The organism is Candidatus Viridilinea mediisalina, from assembly GCF_002532535.1.
GTDB classification, from domain to species: Bacteria; Chloroflexota; Chloroflexia; order Chloroflexales; family Chloroflexaceae; genus Viridilinea; species Viridilinea mediisalina.
In genome coordinates, this window is sequence record NZ_NQWI01000021.1 from 44,139 (window position 1) to 61,144 (window position 17,006).

At 60.4% G+C, this 17,006-nt stretch carries 13 protein-coding genes; 8 read left to right on the top strand and 5 right to left on the bottom strand.

The annotated features are described in order from the left end of the window. Positions 1–10: 10 nt before the first annotated feature. From CJ255_RS07010 to CJ255_RS07030, 5 genes are all read right to left on the bottom strand, one after another. On the bottom strand, positions 11–652 hold the full coding sequence (locus CJ255_RS07010) for an alpha/beta hydrolase (protein WP_097643372.1): 642 nt from the start codon (positions 650–652) through the stop codon (positions 11–13). After that, the gene (locus tag CJ255_RS07015) at positions 649–1,299 is read right to left on the bottom strand and encodes a LysM peptidoglycan-binding domain-containing protein (protein WP_097643373.1); all 651 of its coding nucleotides are present in this window, start codon (positions 1,297–1,299) and stop codon (positions 649–651) included. Before CJ255_RS07015 ends, CJ255_RS07010 begins: the two co-directional genes overlap by 4 nt. A 423-nt stretch (positions 1,300–1,722) precedes the next feature. Beyond that, entirely contained in the window at positions 1,723–1,992 is a 270-nt protein-coding gene (locus tag CJ255_RS07020; RefSeq protein WP_097643374.1) for a hypothetical protein, read from the bottom strand. A gap of 133 nt (positions 1,993–2,125) precedes the next feature. Beyond that, positions 2,126–2,665, bottom strand: a complete 540-nt coding sequence (locus CJ255_RS07025; RefSeq protein ID WP_097643375.1) for a helix-turn-helix domain-containing protein — start codon at positions 2,663–2,665, stop codon at positions 2,126–2,128. Positions 2,666–2,861: 196 nt separating this feature from the next. Beyond that, positions 2,862–5,450, bottom strand: a complete 2,589-nt coding sequence (locus CJ255_RS07030) for an FHA domain-containing protein (RefSeq protein WP_097643376.1) — start codon at positions 5,448–5,450, stop codon at positions 2,862–2,864. Between the two features lie 334 nt (positions 5,451–5,784). Here CJ255_RS07030 and CJ255_RS07035 point away from each other — a divergent pair, with 334 nt between their 5' ends. The 8 genes from CJ255_RS07035 to CJ255_RS07070 all read left to right on the top strand — a co-directional run bounded on the left by CJ255_RS07035 (position 5,785) and on the right by CJ255_RS07070 (position 16,963). Beyond that, positions 5,785–7,041, top strand: a complete 1,257-nt coding sequence (locus CJ255_RS07035) for a Stp1/IreP family PP2C-type Ser/Thr phosphatase (RefSeq protein ID WP_245863234.1) — start codon at positions 5,785–5,787, stop codon at positions 7,039–7,041. Between the two features lie 16 nt (positions 7,042–7,057). Next, complete coding sequence (locus tag CJ255_RS07040; protein ID WP_097643377.1) at positions 7,058–8,806, top strand: Stp1/IreP family PP2C-type Ser/Thr phosphatase; 1,749 nt, start codon at positions 7,058–7,060, stop codon at positions 8,804–8,806. Continuing rightward, positions 8,803–10,053, top strand: a complete 1,251-nt coding sequence (locus tag CJ255_RS07045; RefSeq protein WP_097643378.1) for a serine/threonine-protein kinase — start codon at positions 8,803–8,805, stop codon at positions 10,051–10,053. The genes CJ255_RS07040 and CJ255_RS07045 overlap by 4 nt, the downstream gene beginning before the upstream one ends. 206 nt (positions 10,054–10,259) lie before the next feature. Next, on the top strand, positions 10,260–11,504 hold the full coding sequence (locus CJ255_RS07050) for a vWA domain-containing protein (protein ID WP_097643379.1): 1,245 nt from the start codon (positions 10,260–10,262) through the stop codon (positions 11,502–11,504). Positions 11,505–11,651: 147 nt separating this feature from the next. Then, positions 11,652–13,307, top strand: a complete 1,656-nt coding sequence (locus tag CJ255_RS07055) for a double zinc ribbon and FHA domain-containing protein (RefSeq protein ID WP_097643380.1) — start codon at positions 11,652–11,654, stop codon at positions 13,305–13,307. Positions 13,308–14,000: 693 nt separating this feature from the next. Beyond that, positions 14,001–14,849, top strand: a complete 849-nt coding sequence (locus CJ255_RS23415) for a hypothetical protein (RefSeq protein WP_165774599.1) — start codon at positions 14,001–14,003, stop codon at positions 14,847–14,849. Next, the gene (locus CJ255_RS07065) at positions 14,743–16,509 is read left to right on the top strand and encodes an SUMF1/EgtB/PvdO family nonheme iron enzyme (protein ID WP_165774600.1); all 1,767 of its coding nucleotides are present in this window, start codon (positions 14,743–14,745) and stop codon (positions 16,507–16,509) included. The genes CJ255_RS23415 and CJ255_RS07065 overlap by 107 nt, the downstream gene beginning before the upstream one ends. Next, complete coding sequence (locus tag CJ255_RS07070; RefSeq protein ID WP_097643383.1) at positions 16,436–16,963, top strand: DUF7226 domain-containing protein; 528 nt, start codon at positions 16,436–16,438, stop codon at positions 16,961–16,963. The genes CJ255_RS07065 and CJ255_RS07070 overlap by 74 nt, the downstream gene beginning before the upstream one ends. Positions 16,964–17,006 lie beyond the last annotated feature (43 nt).

Here is a 17,006-nt window from a genome sequence, read left to right on the forward strand (position 1 = left end):
CCATGAACCTCTACGCCCGTTCAGCCATCCATGCTTGCAGTACGCGCACGCCTTCGGGGTGAATACCGTGGCCAATGGGGTACTCGTGGTAGACATGCTGCACCGGCAGCTTCTCCAGTGCGTCGCGGGTCATATGGGCTGCGCTCACCGGAATGACATCATCGTAGGTGCCGTGCATCTGGATGATCGGCAGGCCATCAAGTGCAGCGGGCAGGTCGCTGGGGGTCAGTTCGGGATCGAGGTAGCCACTAAGCGCCATAATGCCAGCAACGGTATCGGGGCGGCGCATGGCAAAAGCAAGGCTCATGATCGCCCCTTGGCTAAAGCCCAGCACATAGGTACGTTGCGGGTCGGTACCGAGGCGTTCAGGTAGACTAGGGATGAAGCGTTCGACCAATTCGAGTGCGGCTGCGCGCGAGGGCTTATCGGGAATGAGGCGTCCCGGCACACCACCAAGGTGGTACCAAGCGAAACCACCCCAGGGCAGGGCCAAGGGGGCGCGGGCGCTGACCACATACAGCTCAGGGGCAAAATAGTCGGCAAGATCGAAGAGGTCGTGTTCATTCGCCCCATAGCCGTGCAGCAACAACAGCAGCGGCGGGCGCTCACTAGCCTCACGCGGTTTACGCTCAACAGTATGGATGGTTGTCATGGAATCACCAATTCTTGCCCCACCCGCAGACTATCGGCCTGCGCGGGGGTGAGATTATTTGCTTCAAGCAATGCGGCGACACTCACGCCAAAGCGTTCCGCAATTGAGCGGAAGGTATCGCCTGGCTGCACCGTATAGCGTTGCGGCTCGGCGGGCGGAGCGGGCTCCGGTTCTGGTTCCGGCTCTGGCGCCGGTTCTGGTTCCGGCTCTGGTTCTGGCTCTGGCTCTGGTTCCGGCTCTGGCTCCGGTTCCGGCTCCGGAGTCGCAGTCGGCTCCGGCGTAGGTTCAGGGGTTGGACTAGGGCTCGGCGTCGCCGAAGGGCGCGGGGTCAGCGTTGGAATCGGGATCGGCGTGACCGCTTGGCCATCGGGGCCAAGGGGAGGCACAAACTCAGCGGGCGGGCGAGTAAAGCTATCGGCGCGGCGCGTACTAGGCAACAGCAGCGTAAAATCGCCGATACGCAGCATCTCAACCTCAGCCCGTGCAAGCACAAGGGCACCCGCAATCGCAAGGGCAAAGACCAGCCCCGAACCAACAATCAGCCCACGTTCTCCCACCTGAACCTTCACGAGGCGCAGCAGGATCGCAGCCAACACAGGCAGCACAAGCGCCACAAACAGCAGCACATAGACAAGGGTAGGTGACATAGCAAGGGTATTGTACCACTTCTATGGCAAGGGTATAGAAACGGGGAAGCAGGAAGCAGGAAGCAGGAAGCAGGAATTTTTAAGTATCCCAGCAGCCTGTCATGCTGAATAGTACATTATGGGCGGGCATCGTAGTGCCGACGTTAGTCGGCTGAGGTCTTTGCCATCGATGAGAAGCCGACAGGCATCGTAGTGCCGACGTTAGTCGGCTGAGGTCTTTGCCATCGATGGGAAGCCGACAGGCATCGTAGTGCCGACGTTAGTCGGCTGAGGTCTTTGCCATCGATGGGAAGCCGACTAACGTCGGCACTACCTACGGCGCACACATGAACGTTCCTACGAACCTTCGCTCAGGGTGGCAAAGCAACGGGGCAATCAACAACATCCGCTTCCCTTAAAACGTTGGATAAACGAACACGATGTTCATCTTCCTTCGATCATCGCTTGGCGTTGTTGCCGATCATCCAATAGTTGGTTTGTGACGCTTGGAGCAGCAGGGCCAAGTGCTTCGATGCTTTGCCAAAAAGCCTCCAGTTTTGCCCAAGAGTCCGTCGATGACAGTGCAGCTTTGGGTAACTCTGTGGTGCGAAGTGCTGGCGCAATGCGCTCAGTTAGATAGGCGATGAGTTGTATCTGCTCCAAAGGCGTAAGTTCCGTTGCAAGTTGTTGGACGGTGTCTAAGGTTGTCGTCATAATTGACCTCCTGTGCTTAGGTAAGGATCGCGAAGAAGTTCTAGGCCGCGTCGCGGTGGCTTCGACATGCTCAGCCACCGCGACGCCTCGTCTACGAACCCAAGACTTCTTCGCGCTAACACAAATTCTCAGATTATTCACGACCACTCAAGACACTAATCGTCAGCACCTTCGCCTGCTGAGTGCCGCTGTTGACCCAACTATGGGCTACGTCATCACGGTAGAAGAGGGTGTCACCACTGTGCAGTTCATACTCCTCATCGCCCAGTTGGTAGCGCAATGAGCCTTCGAGGACGAGCAGCATCTGGCCGCCACGACTGGAGAAGCCCTGCTGCCCACTGCCGGGGATCGCTTCGATCAGACGTGCTTCCAGGTCGCCGTTGGGTGGCAACAATGAGAAGACTTGCACCGGCGCGTCATCGAGACTCAGCCGTACCCGTTCGTGCGGGCGTACCGTCTGGCCGATTTGCTGACTATCTTCACCCTCGAAAAAATGGGTCATTTGTATACTAAAAAACTGCGCTAGTTTACGCAGATTTGCTACCGAAATATTCACCTTGTCGCGCTCTAGCCGACTTAGAAACGAAGGGGTAAGCCCCGATCCTTCAGAGACCTCTTGTAGCGTAAGGCCGCGCTCTTGGCGCAACCGTCCGATCTTTTGCCCGAGTGACATAGGAGATCACTTTCTCATGTCCGGCTTTGCCGTCAATCCACAGGTACAAAAATTTGCCGATTTTGTATTATACGCCAAAAAGAATCACCAAGTCAAGGAATTGCACAGCTTGACTTAGTGATTTTTTTCGCGTCCCTATGGTATTTTCGTAAGATGCTAGGCGATCATTGCAAAGGGTTTTTTAGCAAATTTTTACCTATAAGACACGATCGCGCTTCTTCAAACCCCAGCCGGTTAAGCCAAGGCATGCGACACTAAAGGCAATCAGCGCGGTCCAACGGCTCAAGAGATGGCCTGCGGTGTAGGTGAAGGAGTCTTCGCTACTGAGAAAGGCGGGGGTGCAGCCCGGCGGCACGCTGCCACGGTTGTCCAAGTTGGGCATGTTGCAGAGGCTGTTGAGATCGAAGCTGGTACCGAGCGCATCCATGGCCCAACGGCTGATGGTGAGCCATGAGAGTGGCGTGGCAAAGCCTTCAATGTTGAAGATCAGACCCGCAAAGAGGATTTGTGGAATCAGGGCCAAGGGCACAATGCTGATCGCTCGGTCACCACTGGCCGAGAAGGCACTAATTACAAGTCCCAAGGCCATGCCTGCAAATGAGGTGAGCATCAGGGTGATGAAGGTCTCGACAAAGGGTGAGAAGAGCAAGCCTGTGTCGGCGAAGAAGTCAATGCGGAGCGCTACGACGCCAAGCATCAGCAAGGTTTGTACCAAAATCAGGAGGCTCAGTACGGTCACCTTTGAGCCTATGTAGGGGACGATCCGCAGGTTCACAAGCCGTTCGCGTTGGTAGATCGCCTCCTCTTTGACGATCTCGCGGGCAGAGTTGATAATCCCAAACCAGACGCTGACGGTGGCCAACATGAAGAGCACTTTTTTGGCCTCGCCGCGCTGGATCAGGTCGGCGGCCTGGGCGCCTGTTAGGGCGTCGCTGCGGGCCACCAGCAGCAATAGCAGCGCAATCAAGGGCGCTTGGAAGAGCAAGATCATCAGGTTGCGCCGATCCTGGAGGGTTAGGTCGAGGTAGCGGCGCGTGAGCAGGATGAATTGGCGGATGGGCGAATCTTTACGTACACTGGCGCTGGTGTCGTTGCCACGCACCACCGGGCCGGGCGGGGTCTCGGCCAAGCGTTCTGCCACGTAGCGCCGATATTGCGGGCTCTTGCGGTATTTGCGCTCCCACAACTCGGCCAAGGTAGGCGGGCCTTGGGCCTGTGGATTGGCCTGTTGCCACTCCGCGTATTCCGCCTGCAACTCGCGCTGTACAATCGGATTATTCGCCTCACCCGGCCCCTCTAGGCGCGTGTAGATGTCTGCAAAGTCGCCACTGGTGACGTTGAAGAAGCCTAATGCTTCTGTCGGAGGCCCGAAGTAGACCATGCGCCCGGCAGCCATAAAGACCACATGGTCGCACACGGTAATATTGGCGGTCGCATGGGTTACTAACACCACCGTGCGCCCACTGTCGGCCAATTGGCGCAGGGTATACATCATCTTCTTTTCGAGACCAGGATCAAGCCCGCTGGTGGGCTCGTCAAGGAAGAAGAGGCTCGGATCGGCCAAGAGTTCGGCGCCGATGCTGACGCGCTTGCGCTGGCCCCCAGAGAGGCTCTCGATCATCTTGGTACGGTGGGCGCCCATCTCTACATCGTCCAGCACGCGGTTGACCCGATCACCCAATTCGCTCGACGCGGTATCGGCGGGTAGGCGCAGGCGCGCCGCATAGCGCAAGGCCCGATCTACCGGCAGGGTCTGGTGCAGGATGTCGTCTTGGGGCACATAGCCCAAGAGGTCGCGGTAACTGGCAAAATTGCGGTAGAAGTCGTCGCCATTGACCAGCACGCGCCCACCGTTGGCGGGAGCATAGCCACAGAGCGCCTTCATCAGCGTACTCTTGCCCGTGCCCGAACCACCCACCAGCGCCACAAACTCGCGCGGGGCAATCCCCATCGAGACCTCTTGCAGGATCGTGAGGCTCTGGCTGCCCTTGCGTACCGTGCGCGAAATCGCGTGCGCGTCAATCCGCATCGCGCCCCGCTGGTCATACTCGGCCAGCACGCCCGGACTATAGACAAACTTAAAGGCCCCAATCTGGATCACATCGCCCGGCTTGAGCGGGTGGGTACTGGTGAGCCGTTGGCCATTGACGAAGGTTCCGTTGCTAGAACCAGCATCACGCAGTAACAAACCAGCGGGAGTACGGTCAATCTGGGCATGAAAGCGGGAAACCTGGGGATTATCGAGGGTAATATCGCAACCAACGCGCCCAATCGTAATCTGGGGATCGTTGGGGTCAAGTTCATAACGGTGCGAAACCTGGCCCGCCTGGGGCGTCCGCGCCACCATCGGGTTGCGGTAGGTCAACGTCACAAAACTGCCGGTCGCGGGGTCGCCAATGCGGATCGCATCGCCATCAGCCAACTCATGGTTGCCGATGCGCTGTCCGGCAAACAGCATCCCATTGGTCGAGCCAACATCCACAATGCGGTGGCCTTGACCCGTCGGTTCGATGCGGGCATGGTGACCACTCACAAAGCGTGAACTGAGTACGAGATCATTATCGGCAGCACGCCCCAAGCTCACCGGCTTAGGACCAAGGGCCACAATCTGCATCTGGCCCTCTTCCTGCACCTGTAGGGTTGGCCCCAAACCAACCGTAGGCGGTGCAGCACCGGCACTCTGCACACGCGTAGGTTGCTCACGACCACACGATGGGCAGAAACGAGCCCCCGCACGGGCAAGGGGCGCTTGGCAGTGGGCGCAATTGGGCAGGTTTGACGACATGGGGCAGCCTCCTCGTGGTAGCAAGAGCTGAGAGCTGGAAGATGTTTTCAGGTAGCGTTTTGCAGAGGTACAGAAGAGGTACAGAGTTGTTCACCACAGAGGCACAGAGGACACAGAGAGGTTATAACAGAGCTGTTCTAGGGGTGAACACAACGAAGGTTGCTCGCCCTCCCAACCTCAAAACCTCTGTGTTCTCTGTGCCTCTGTGGTAAATAACTCTGTATCTCTCACTCCCATCCCCTATGCTCCATGCTATAATTCACTTGGCTTTTAGTATAACAGGTGGCTATGACCAAACTGCCTCCGGGGTTGGTCAAAGCTAGGGGGTGTCCCCTTGACCGAAGAGGGTGTTCAAGCCTGTGGAACTTGTGGTACCTTGCTCACGGCGGGTGTGCGCTTTTGCACACGTTGCGGTGCGGCGGTGGCTGACCATGCCGAGAAGATTGCCCTGACCGGCAGCCGTCGCCTCCATCCTTCCGCAGATACCTTGAGCCTGCGTGAGTTGCTGGCAGTCGTTGAGTCGGGCGTACTCTACTGGCGGCGACGGCTCGAATCGGAAGAAGGGGTGGCCCGTCAACGGGCGGCTATCGCCATCAAGGAGCTCTCGCAGATTCTTGATAGTCTGGCTACCCAGATCGCGCAGGGGCGCGAAACCGTCCGCATTAGCGCCGATTTGCCGCCGCAGCGCGTTGCGCCCCACGCATGTGCCCGCTGTGGCCGTGGTAACCGCGAGTTTGCCAAATATTGTATCGCCTGTGGCGCCCCGCTACAGGCTGGCCTGCGCTCCGCTCCGAGCAAGCCGCCGTCGCTGAATATCAAGATCGCGGGGCGCAGCGACGTGGGCCGCGTGCGTGAACTCAATGAAGACACCTTCTACGCGGGTGAGTTTGCCCGCAGCGATGGCACCGTCGGCATCCTGTTGCTCGTTGCCGACGGAATGGGTGGCCACCAAGCCGGTGAAGTCGCCTCCGCCCTCGCCCGCGATGGCCTCAAACAGACCCTGACGAACGCTTTGAGTAGTGGGGTGCCCAAGAACGACGATGATGCGACATGGCACGCACTGCTCACCCAGGCGGTGACGAGTGCCAATCAGCAGATCTATAGCCACGGGCAGCACTATGGGCAGCAGGGCGGGATAGGAACCACGCTCACCGCCGCAGTGATTGTGGATGGTCGCGCCCATATTGCCCACGTCGGTGATAGCCGTGCCTACCTTATCAATGCCCAAGGGCTGACTGATGAGGGGCGCACATGGAATCCCTTGACCAGTGACCATAGCTTGGTGGCGCGGCTGGTGGATATTGGTCAACTTACGCCCGCCCAAGCGCGTAGCCATCCCCAACGCAATGTTGTATATCGTTCGCTCGGCAGCGATGCTAGGGTTGAAGTTGATACCCTGAGCCAAGCGTTGGCCCCCGGCGATCAACTGCTGCTCTGCTCCGACGGGCTGACCGGCTATGTTGAGGATGAGGAGTTGGCCGCAGTGCTCCTGGCCGAAGCCAGTGCCGACCGCGCCTGTGAGCGGCTGATTGCGCTGGCCAATCAACGGGGAGGCTCCGACAATATTACTATAGTGATTGCTCGGGTATAAGGCAGAGGAATCGATCATGCCCATCTGTACGCTCTGCGGCGAAGAGAACCGCGCCAGTGCCCGTTTTTGTTACAACTGTGCTGCGCCACTAACGGCCCCCCGCCCCAGTGAGGAGGACCAGCAGTGGCTGGCTGCCAATTTGTGCGCTGCTGACGCGAGCGCACCTGTGCCTAGCACCGGCAAGACCGGGCCGTTGCCTAGTCTGCCGGAGGAGGAAATATCTATGGATCATCAGCCTACTCCGCCCCTCTTTGCCGGGCGCTTTGCGTTGCCTGAGGGTGACCACGAGGGCGTTTTGACGGTGGTTGATACGCAACCCTGGCGGCGCTGTTGGGCCTGTGGCTCGTCGGCCAATGAGTCTGGGGATACCTTCTGTAATGATTGTGGTGCCGCCCTGACTGAACGCGAGTACCAGGCTACGATTTGTCCCACGGCAAGCCTCACGGGGGCGGCCCTGGTGGCGACGCTGACTGATGAGGCGGCCCGTGAGGTGCTGCCCCAGATTGCTGAACAGATGCAGGAGGAAGCGCAGGTTTTGACCCTGTTGCACGATAGTGGCCGCCCTGCTCTGGAACCGCCTTTGGATGAAACGACGGCCCTGATGGTTGGGGCGACCCTCGCGCAACTCGTAGATGTCTTGCACCAGAGTGAAATCGCCTTGGGCAGTGTAACCCCGGCTGACCTCGAGGCTGCACCGGGGGGCGTGCGCCTGCGTAGCGTACCCAATCTGCGCCGCTTTAGCGCAGAGGAGCGCGCTGCCGCGGTGCAGTCCGATCTCACCGCCCTAGCCGAATTGCTCGAACAACTCACCGAAACCCCCCGCACCACCCAACGGCTCACCGAAGATGAAGCGCACCAAGCGATCAGTGCCAGCGATGATGGTCTGCTGGTGGTACTACGCCAGATTCGTACCGCTGAATTGGCCAGTGCCGATGCAATTAGCACGCGCCTGCGTGCGATCTTGGCTGATCGCACCGAACCGTTGGCTCTGCGCCATATTGTGGGGGCCTATACCGATACTGGGATTGTGCGTGATCACAACGAGGATAGCTTCCTGACCCTACAGCTTGGCCTCAACAATAGTAGCTACCTGCAACACTGGGGTATCTATATCGTCTCCGATGGTATGGGTGGCCACGCCGCCGGCGAAGTTGCCAGTGGTATCGCTGTGCGTGCTACCGCTGAATTGCTGATGCACGAGTATCTTATTCAAGCAATGCAACCCGATGTGCCCTTCAATCAACAGGCCGCGCAAGAGATCGTGCGTAAGGCGGTGCTGCGCGCCAATGATGCAATTGTCACCGAGAGCCGCAATCAGGGCAATGATATGGGCGCGACCATGACAATGGCGCTGGTGATTGGTGATCGCGCCATTATTGGGAATGTCGGCGACAGCCGGGGCTATATCTGCCGCGATGGCAAGTTGCAACGCATTACCAAAGACCACTCCTTGGTACAGCGGCTGGTTGACTTGGGCCAGATTAGCCTCGATGACATGTATTCCCACCCCCAGCGCAACGCCATCCTGCGCTCACTTGGCGACCGCGCCGAGGTCGAGGTGGATGTCTTTAGCGAACGGGTGCAACCCGGTGATCTGCTGATGATCTGCTCTGATGGCCAGTGGGAGATGACCCGCGACCCTGAGATGGAACGCATCATGGTGCGTGAGGAGGATCCTCAGAGCGCCTGTGAAATCCTAGTTGCAGCGGCCAATCAGGCTGGTGGTGAAGATAATATCGCCGTAATTCTGGTTAAATTCGCATGAATCCTTGTCCAAACTGCACCAATCCGGTGGCGGAAGGGATTGCCTTCTGCCCAGAATGTGGCGCACGGATTACCGCGCCAACCCTGGCGATACTCCAGAATCGCTACGAGCTCACCCAAAAGCTGGGCCAAGGGGGCATGGGCGCTGTCTTTCAGGCCAGTGATCGGCGCCTGAGTACGGTGCGCTGGGCGGTGAAGGAGCTAACCGACGCGCTGATCACTGATCCCCAAGAGCGTCAGCAAGCCTCCGAAGCCTTCCGGCGCGAAGCGGAACTCTTGGCCAGCCTCAAGCATCCCAACCTGCCCCGCGTAACCGACCACTTCACCGAGGATGGCAAGAGCTACCTCGTGATGGAGTTGGTTGAAGGGGAGAGCCTACAAAGCTTCATTCAGCGTGAAGGGTTGCCCCGTCCGCTGCCCGAAGTGTTCGCCTGGGTGGAACAACTCTGCGAGGTATTGCACTACCTCCACAGCCAGCGCCCGCCGATCATCTTCCGCGACCTCAAGCCCTCCAACATCATGCTCACGCCCACGGGCCAACTTAAGCTGATTGACTTTGGGATTGCGCGCCTCTTCAAGCCGGGCCAAGCCGCCGATACGCAAGCCTTTGGCACCATGGGCTACAGTGCGCCCGAACAGTACGGGCGCGGCCAAACCGACCAGCGTTCCGACATCTATAGCCTCGCCGTGGTGATCCACCAACTCTTGACCGGCTACGACCCAAGCAACACACCCTTCCGCATCCCAGCGGCGGCCCAACTCAACCCCGCCGTGCCCACTGCCCTCTCAGAGGTTCTAGAGCGGGCCATGCACAACGACCGCGCCCAGCGCTTCGCCGACATCCCGGCCTTACGCGAAGCCTTACGCACCAGTGGCAACCTTAACCCCAACCCCAGCGTCGAAATACCAACACCCGCAGCGTCGCCCGCACCAGCACCAGAAGGAGGCATCAGCACCTCACGCATCGCCTTCTGGATGGGAGTGATCAGCATGGGATGGATGGTGCTTGCAATGGCTATGGTTTTGCTAGGTGAATTATCTGGTGGTGATGATAGTGCCTTAGCAGGCTTTGGGCTTCTGCTTGGCATGCCCCCATTGATCCTCGGACCAACTGCGGCGGTCTTTGCCATGATCAGCCTCTTCAAACCCCAATCCACCCCGCAGAGTAAGCAGAATGCAGCCGTAGGCATTGCGGCAGGCGTCTTTACGACCTTTTTGTGTTGTGCCACCATGATGATGATCGTGTAGGTGATGATTTCGGAAAGAATCTTAGAAGCTGTCTGAAAAGCTAGGAGGCACACGCTGGAGTGCCGGCTTTAGCCGGCTAAAGCCGGCACTCCAACACCAAACCATAGACTTTTCAGACAGCCTCTTAGGAATGGTTTCAAAACCGCAAAGGAACGCACCAAAACAGCGGTGCCTTCGTCTCTCTCCCAAAACAAGGAGTAAAACATATGCCCGACGCCGTGAAACTCACCTGTACCTGGGGACGCGAACCCCTACCAGTTACAGGCACACCCCAGGTTGGCTACCTGCTGGTTGAGGCGATGCCAGCCACGCCGCCAGCAGTGGCCCTGCCGCTCAACTTCTGCCTCGTACTTGATCGCTCCGGTTCCATGCAGGGTGCCAAGCTCACCAGCATGAAGGCGGCAACCCGTCGCCTAATCGAGACGCTTACGCCAGATGATGTGGTCTCGCTGGTGATCTTTGATGATACCGTGCAGACCTTGGTGCCCGCAACCCCGGCAAAAGACAAGGCGGCCCTCTTGGCTGCCGTTGATACAATTACGGAACTCGGCGGCACGGCGATGTCGCTTGGTATGCAGGCGGGTCAAGCGGAGTTGCAAAAATATGCTGGTACCGAACGGCTCAGCCAGATGCTGCTGCTGACCGATGGCCAGACCTGGGGCGATGAGGAGCTTTGCCGTTCCATTGCCCGCGACCTCGGTACCGCCGGGGTGCGGATTACCGCTTTGGGCCTGGGGGCTGAATGGAACGAAAAGTTGCTCGATGATCTCGCCGAGGCGACCGGCGGTAGTTCCGATTATATTGCCGAGGCCGACCAGATTACCACCTTCTTCCAGCGTACCGTGCAGGACGCCCAAGGTACCGCTGCCACCTCTGCCCGCCTACTGCTGCGCCTTGTGCGCGAGGCGACCCCACGGGCGGTCCATCGGGCCACCCCCACGATTGCCAATCTTGGCTACCAGCCCATTGGCGAAAACGAAGTTGCCGTGCGCCTGGGCGATCTGGTCTTTGGCCAGACCAACAGCCTGGTGGTTGAACTCATGATCCCGCCGCGTGTGGTTGGCTCCTTCCGCATAGCCCAGGCCGAGTTGCACTTCACGCCCGTCGGCCAGACCCAAGAAGAAGTGCTGAAACAGGATGTCCTACTCGCCTTCAGCAGCGATCCCGCAGCGCCCGCCTTCAGCCCACGGGTGATGAATCTGGTTGAACGGGTGACCGCCTTCAAGCTCCAGACCCGCGCTTTGGCCGATGTGGAACTGGGCAATACTGCGGGTGCGACGCAGAAATTGCGTGCCGCTGCTACCCGCCTGCTCGATATGGGTGAACTGGAGTTGGCCAAGACCACGCAACTCCAAGCCGACCAACTTGAACAAGGCAGTGGCATGAGTGCCGAGACGCAGAAAGAGATCCGTTACGCTACCCGTCGTTTAACGCAGAAGCTCGAAGAGTAATACCAATTACCCTTGAACATGCCGCATGATCAAGAACGCTAACGCCCATTGGGACGCCATGTTCGGCAATCTGCAATCTGCAATCTGCAATCTGCAATCTACAATTGTAAATGGTATAACCCACCACATAGAGAGGATGCACCACGTATGATAGCTTGTCCCACCTGCGGTGCCCAGAATGATCCAGGCAACCGCTTCTGCGACCAGTGTGGTACCCGTTTGCAGGCCCAAAATCCACCACCTAGCCCAGTCGCACCCGCCGATATGCCCACCGCCGCCGCGCCGCTCTGTCCCGCTTGCGGAGCCACGGTGCTGCCCGGCGAAGCCTTTTGCGACAACTGTGGTGCCGATCTCAGTTCGGCCTTAGCCCCGATGCCGGTGGCAAGCCCACCCGCAGTACCCACGCCAACCGCACCGATAGCGAGTGCCGCCAATGGCACCTGTTGGTCGTGCGGGGCGGCGGTGCTGCCCGGCGAACGCTTCTGCGACAACTGCGGCGCCGATCTAGAGGCTGCCCCAGCGGCTGCCCCGGCCAGCCCCGCGCCAGTGGATGAACACGACGCCGCCACCATCATTGCGCCCCCGGCGGCTGCCCCCGCGCCAGAGCCGGAGCCAGCCCCGCCCGCCCCTGTGCCGGAGCCAGCCCCGCCCGCCCCTGCGCCGGTGGATGAACACGACGCCGCCACCATCATCGCGCCCCCGGCTGCCGCCCCCGCGCCAGCGCCAGAGCCACCAGCGCCTGCGCCCGCACCGGAGCCAGCCCCGCCGGCCCCCGCGCCAGTGGATGAACACGACGCCGCCACCATCATTGCGCCCCCGGCTGCCGCACCCGTGCCAGAGCCAGTGCCAGAGCCAGAGACGCCTGCGCCAGAGCCTGTAGCGCCGCCCCCGCCCCCCGTGGCCATGCCCGAACCAGAGCCACCTGCGCCTGCACCTGTGGCTGAAGCGGCCCCCGCGCCCGATCCGGTTGCACCACCGCCCCCCGCGCCAGCCGACGCAGGCCCAGAGCGCAGCGAATTGGAGGCAGAGATAGCCCGCCAAGAGCAGATCATCACCCAATTCGAGCAGATGCAGGCCACCTTTGGTGCCGCAACGCCCCCCGCCGTGCTATCCGGCCTCGACGAAGCGCGGCAAGCGTTGGCCAAAGCCCAGAGTGCCCTAGCGGCGCTACCCAGCACCCCAGCGGTTGATCCTGCCGTCATCAAAGCGCTCGAGGAAGAGGTCGCCCGTCAGCGCCAGATCATCACCCAATTCGAGCAGATGCAGGCCACCTTTGGTGCCGCAACGCCCCCCGCCGTACTGTCCGGCCTCGACGATGCGCGGGAAGCCTTAGCCCGCGCCGAGGGCGAATTGAACACCTTGGGCGTGAGTGTCGCCCCTGCCCCTGCTGCTGCACCGCCGGCCACACCAGCGCCACCCGCTGCCCCCGCCCCCGCAGCGGCAGCCCCCGCGCCCCCACCGCCCGCCGCGCCCCCAGCCGCAGGCCCACGGCTCATCGTCGTAGACGGCGGCCATGTCATCAACCTGCCCACCAACAAAAGCGAAATCATCGTTGGACGCGAAGACCCAGTGAGCAACATCTACCCCGAGGTAGACCTCACCTCATATGGTGGCGAAGCGGGCGGCGTGAGTCGTCAGCATGCCCGCATCCTGCACAACGAGGGCACATGGATGCTCTGCGACCTCAACAGCACCAACTACAGCCGCATTGACGGCGTGCGCCTAGAGCCCAACCAGCCCAAACCGCTCCACGACGGCGCACGGGTACAGTTTGGGCGCGTGGCACTCACGTTCCACTTGTAGCTATGCAGCGGGGGGGTCCTGATGGAGATGCGCTCTTTCACCCTCACCCCCCTTCCCCCTCGCCCGCAAGCGTTTATGGGCGGACAGAACATGTATTCATTGCCGCAAAAGAGCGCAAAGGAATGCAACAAAACCGCGGTGTCTTCGCCACTCTCCCACAACGTGGGAGAGGCGGTGCCCTGAGCTTGCCGAAGGGGGTAGGGGGTGAGGGCCATCCTGGGCATCCCAAAGACCTATCCGTCGCTATAGAAGCAAACGTTCTGGCCGCCTGGGAGCGCGGGCGTCTCGCCCGCAATGGCATAGGTGCGGGCGAGACGCCCGCGCTCCCATGGAAGGCGGATGTTTTTGATTGCCCCGTTGCTTTTCCACCCTGAGCAAAGGTTCGTAAGAACGTTCATGTTTGCGCCTAGGTAGTGCCGACTTTAGTCGGCTTCCCATCGCGGTCAAAGACCTCAGCCGACTAATGGTCTTCCAGAAATTAATCCGGTGTCGCGGCACGGACTAGACCTGATAGATATGCCAGATCTGCGAGGTCTGGTTAGCGGATTATTTACTGGAAGACCATAAGTCGGCACTACGATGCCCGCCCATGGACTATTCAGCATGACAGGCTGCTGGGATACTTGAAGATTTCTGCTTCCCTTACCTGTTCTCTTGCATTCCGCAGAGCCATTCCACACGAAAGATCTCACGATGAGCGACAATCTCCTTGCCCGTTTCCAGTCGCTTCCGCCAGCGGAGCAACAACGCCTGTTGGCGCAATCGGCTGCCGCATCTTCCACCGGCGTGGATCTGCGCGGCGCACAGACCGGCAATGTGACAACGGGCGATGTGGCGGGGCGGGATGTCGTGAAAGAGACAACCGAGGGTAGTGTCACGTTGAGTGATGATGCGCGGATCGATGGCGTTGTGGTTGGCGTCAATCTCGGTACCATTATCTACCAGCGCGATCCGCACGAGCCGGAGCGCCGTCGCCTTGTCTGCTACCTGGAAGCCCTGGCCGGTGCGTTGCGCCGCCTGCCGCTGCGCGGTCTCGATGGCACATTGGCCGAGGGGCAGGGCGTCAGTTTGGCGCGAGTCTATGTGATGCTGGCGGTGCAACGCCAGATTCCTGTGGTGACTCATGATCAGCGGGCGTGTGCGGCTCTGTTTGAAAAGAATGATGCTCAGAAGACGTTGCAACGCAAGCTTCACCCCGACTATGCGCTGCCTGATCGCGCTATTGTGGCGACATGGCAGCGTGACGCTGCGAGTGGCGAGCCGGATAGTGCAGCACGCCATGCGGTGGTGAGTGAGGCGCTACACGATCATTCCCGCCTCGTTATCTTGGGCGATCCCGGTAGCGGCAAGAGTACCCTGCTGCGCCATGTGGCCTGGGTCTTGGCATGTCGTGGCCTCGATCAGTGTGGGCCAGAGACGGAGTTGGTGGGCTGGCATGCGCAGCGCCGCCGCCTGCCCCTGCTCCTTCCGCTGCGCCGCTACCCCGCTGCTGCTGACTTTAATGGCCCTGCTGCTCTTTCGGCGCGGCATCCTGCCCCGTGATCGGCCCAAGCTCTACGAGGAGATCTTGGAGCTCTTGCTGGGCCAATGGGACAAGGTGCGCGCTGGGCAGAGCCTTGCCGACGCGATTGGCTGCCCCGACTGGACGAGCGAGCGTCTGCGCCCGCTGCTCGACCGGCTCTCCTACGAAGCGCATCTCGCGGGTTCCTCCCACGACGGACGCGGGCGGCTCGAACGGGGACGGGTGCGCGACGCCCTGATCGAATTCTTCGAGAAGGCCAAGCTCCCCGATGCTTGGGGCGCGGCCCAACGCTGCCTCAGCTACTTCGAGCAGCGCAGCGGCCTCTTGACCGCCGATGGCCCAAGCAGCTACGTCTTCGCCCACCTCACACTGCAAGAACATTGTGCAGGCCTTCACCTGCTCCTCAGCCGCGATCCCGTCGCCCAAGTGCTTGCCCGTCGGCAGGAGGATCGCTGGCGCGAACCCATCTTCTTGGGGCTTGGCGTCATTCAAGCCACCAACCCCTACTTGGTCGAGAAGCTCCTGCGTACCCTGATCATGCGCCATGAAGGGGAACATGCCAAAACAGATGCATGCTGGTACCGCGACCTCATCCTCGCGGCTGAATTGGGCCATGATCGTGACTGGAGCTACCTACGCGAACAGGAGGTGGATGTCGCGGGCCTACAAGCCGACCTGCGGCGCGGCCTGGTCACCCTGCTCGCCGACCGCGCCCAACCGCTGCCCGTCGCCGAACGGGTACGGGTCGGCTTCCTGCTCGGCGACCTGGGCGATCCGCGCTACCCCGTGACGCTGGAGGAGTGGAAGACAGAATTGGCGCGACGCAACGAAGAGTTTGGTCAGCCCGTGGGCTACTGGTGCTACGTGCGTGGAGGGAGCTACCAGATTGGCGGGTGGGATGCAGATGAGCAAGCGGCAGAGATAGCCCTCCCCGCCTTCTGGCTCGCCCGCTACCCGATCACCGTTGCTCAATTTGCCCCCTTTGTTGAAGTGGGCTACGCGCCCGATGCGGAGCGCTGGTGGACAAAAAATGGTTGGCAGTGGAAGCAGCGGAATAAGCGCACTGAGCCGCGGGAATGGCGTGGTGCGGACTACAACAGCCCCAACCAGCCGGTGATCGGCGTAAGCTGGTACGAGGCGACTGCCTACTGCGCGTGGTTGAGCGAGCAGATGCAGTCCAGCGGCTATGTTGTGCGCCTGCCTTCTGAAGCGGAATGGGAGGCAGCAGCAGCCTACGACACGCAAGGCCAGCGGCACAACTACCCGTGGGGTGAAGCGGAACCGACGCCAGAGTTGGCGATCTACGACGCGAGTAAGCTAGGGCGGCCCGCGCCGGTGGGCTGCTGCCCGGCAGGTGCCGCGCCATGTGGGGAGCTCGACATGGCGGGCAATGTCTGGGAGTGTACATGCAGCCATTGGGCGGGCTATCCGGCGCAGAGTGGGCAGGTGAAGGTTGATTTTCAAATGAAGAATCGCTCACATGGTCAAAGCTACCGCCCCACCCCACCACAAAAATTCCCCCTTGACAAATCGCTACGATGCGCTATCATTATGTGTAGCAAACGCATGTTCGTGAGGGTGCGACGGCACACTCAGGGGGTGCTAGATGAGTCTTGCAACCACCACAATTCCACAAGCGGATCAACTCTGGGACGTAGCGCGTGTACCGGAGGCGATTGATCGTGGCTGGCGCACCAACGAGGCTATTGCTGAATATATCGGCATGAAGGTGGCTCGGCAGGGCCAATACTATACCCAAGCAGCCCGCATCTTGGGCCTTGTAGCTACCGGCGAGCCCGGCGACGAGTTGACGCTGACGATTCTTGGGCGCGGTTTTGCACGCAGCAACCGCGTGGAACAGCGCACCTACCTGCGTCGGCTGCTACTCCAGCGCGAGCCCACCCGCACGGTGGTACTTGCCATGCGCATTGCCAACGGGCTAGATCGGCGTGGCATTGCCCAAACCCTCCAGACCCTCGCGCCCCTCGCTGACAGCACCGCACACCGCCGCGCCTTCACTGTCGCGGCATGGCTCTCTGCCGTGGGCCTCGCCGAATGGCGCAATGGGCAACTCTTCTACACAGGGCCAAACTTCCCGCTGATCAACGCCGCGCAAGATCGTGATGCGGCATAGGTGTACTATGTCGTAAAAGGGAGGGGTTCGGGGAGGGCGAAGC

What these genes read in the sequence shown, in the direction of transcription:
- CJ255_RS07010 (WP_097643372.1), bottom strand. Translation starts at nt 652, where the DNA reads ATGACAACCATCCATACTGTTGAGCGTAAACCGCGTGAGGCTAGTGAG.
- CJ255_RS07065 (WP_165774600.1), top strand. Translation starts at nt 14,743, where the DNA reads ATGCGCAGCGCCGCCGCCTGCCCCTGCTCCTTCCGCTGCGCCGCTACC.
- CJ255_RS07030 (WP_097643376.1), bottom strand. Translation starts at nt 5,450, where the DNA reads ATGTCGTCAAACCTGCCCAATTGCGCCCACTGCCAAGCGCCCCTTGCC.
- CJ255_RS07015 (WP_097643373.1), bottom strand. Translation starts at nt 1,299, where the DNA reads ATGTCACCTACCCTTGTCTATGTGCTGCTGTTTGTGGCGCTTGTGCTG.
- CJ255_RS07025 (WP_097643375.1), bottom strand. Translation starts at nt 2,665, where the DNA reads ATGTCACTCGGGCAAAAGATCGGACGGTTGCGCCAAGAGCGCGGCCTT.
- CJ255_RS07050 (WP_097643379.1), top strand. Translation starts at nt 10,260, where the DNA reads ATGCCCGACGCCGTGAAACTCACCTGTACCTGGGGACGCGAACCCCTA.
- CJ255_RS07045 (WP_097643378.1), top strand. Translation starts at nt 8,803, where the DNA reads ATGAATCCTTGTCCAAACTGCACCAATCCGGTGGCGGAAGGGATTGCC.
- CJ255_RS07040 (WP_097643377.1), top strand. Translation starts at nt 7,058, where the DNA reads ATGCCCATCTGTACGCTCTGCGGCGAAGAGAACCGCGCCAGTGCCCGT.
- CJ255_RS07070 (WP_097643383.1), top strand. Translation starts at nt 16,436, where the DNA reads ATGAGTCTTGCAACCACCACAATTCCACAAGCGGATCAACTCTGGGAC.
- CJ255_RS07055 (WP_097643380.1), top strand. Translation starts at nt 11,652, where the DNA reads ATGATAGCTTGTCCCACCTGCGGTGCCCAGAATGATCCAGGCAACCGC.
- CJ255_RS07020 (WP_097643374.1), bottom strand. Translation starts at nt 1,992, where the DNA reads ATGACGACAACCTTAGACACCGTCCAACAACTTGCAACGGAACTTACG.
- CJ255_RS23415 (WP_165774599.1), top strand. Translation starts at nt 14,001, where the DNA reads ATGAGCGACAATCTCCTTGCCCGTTTCCAGTCGCTTCCGCCAGCGGAG.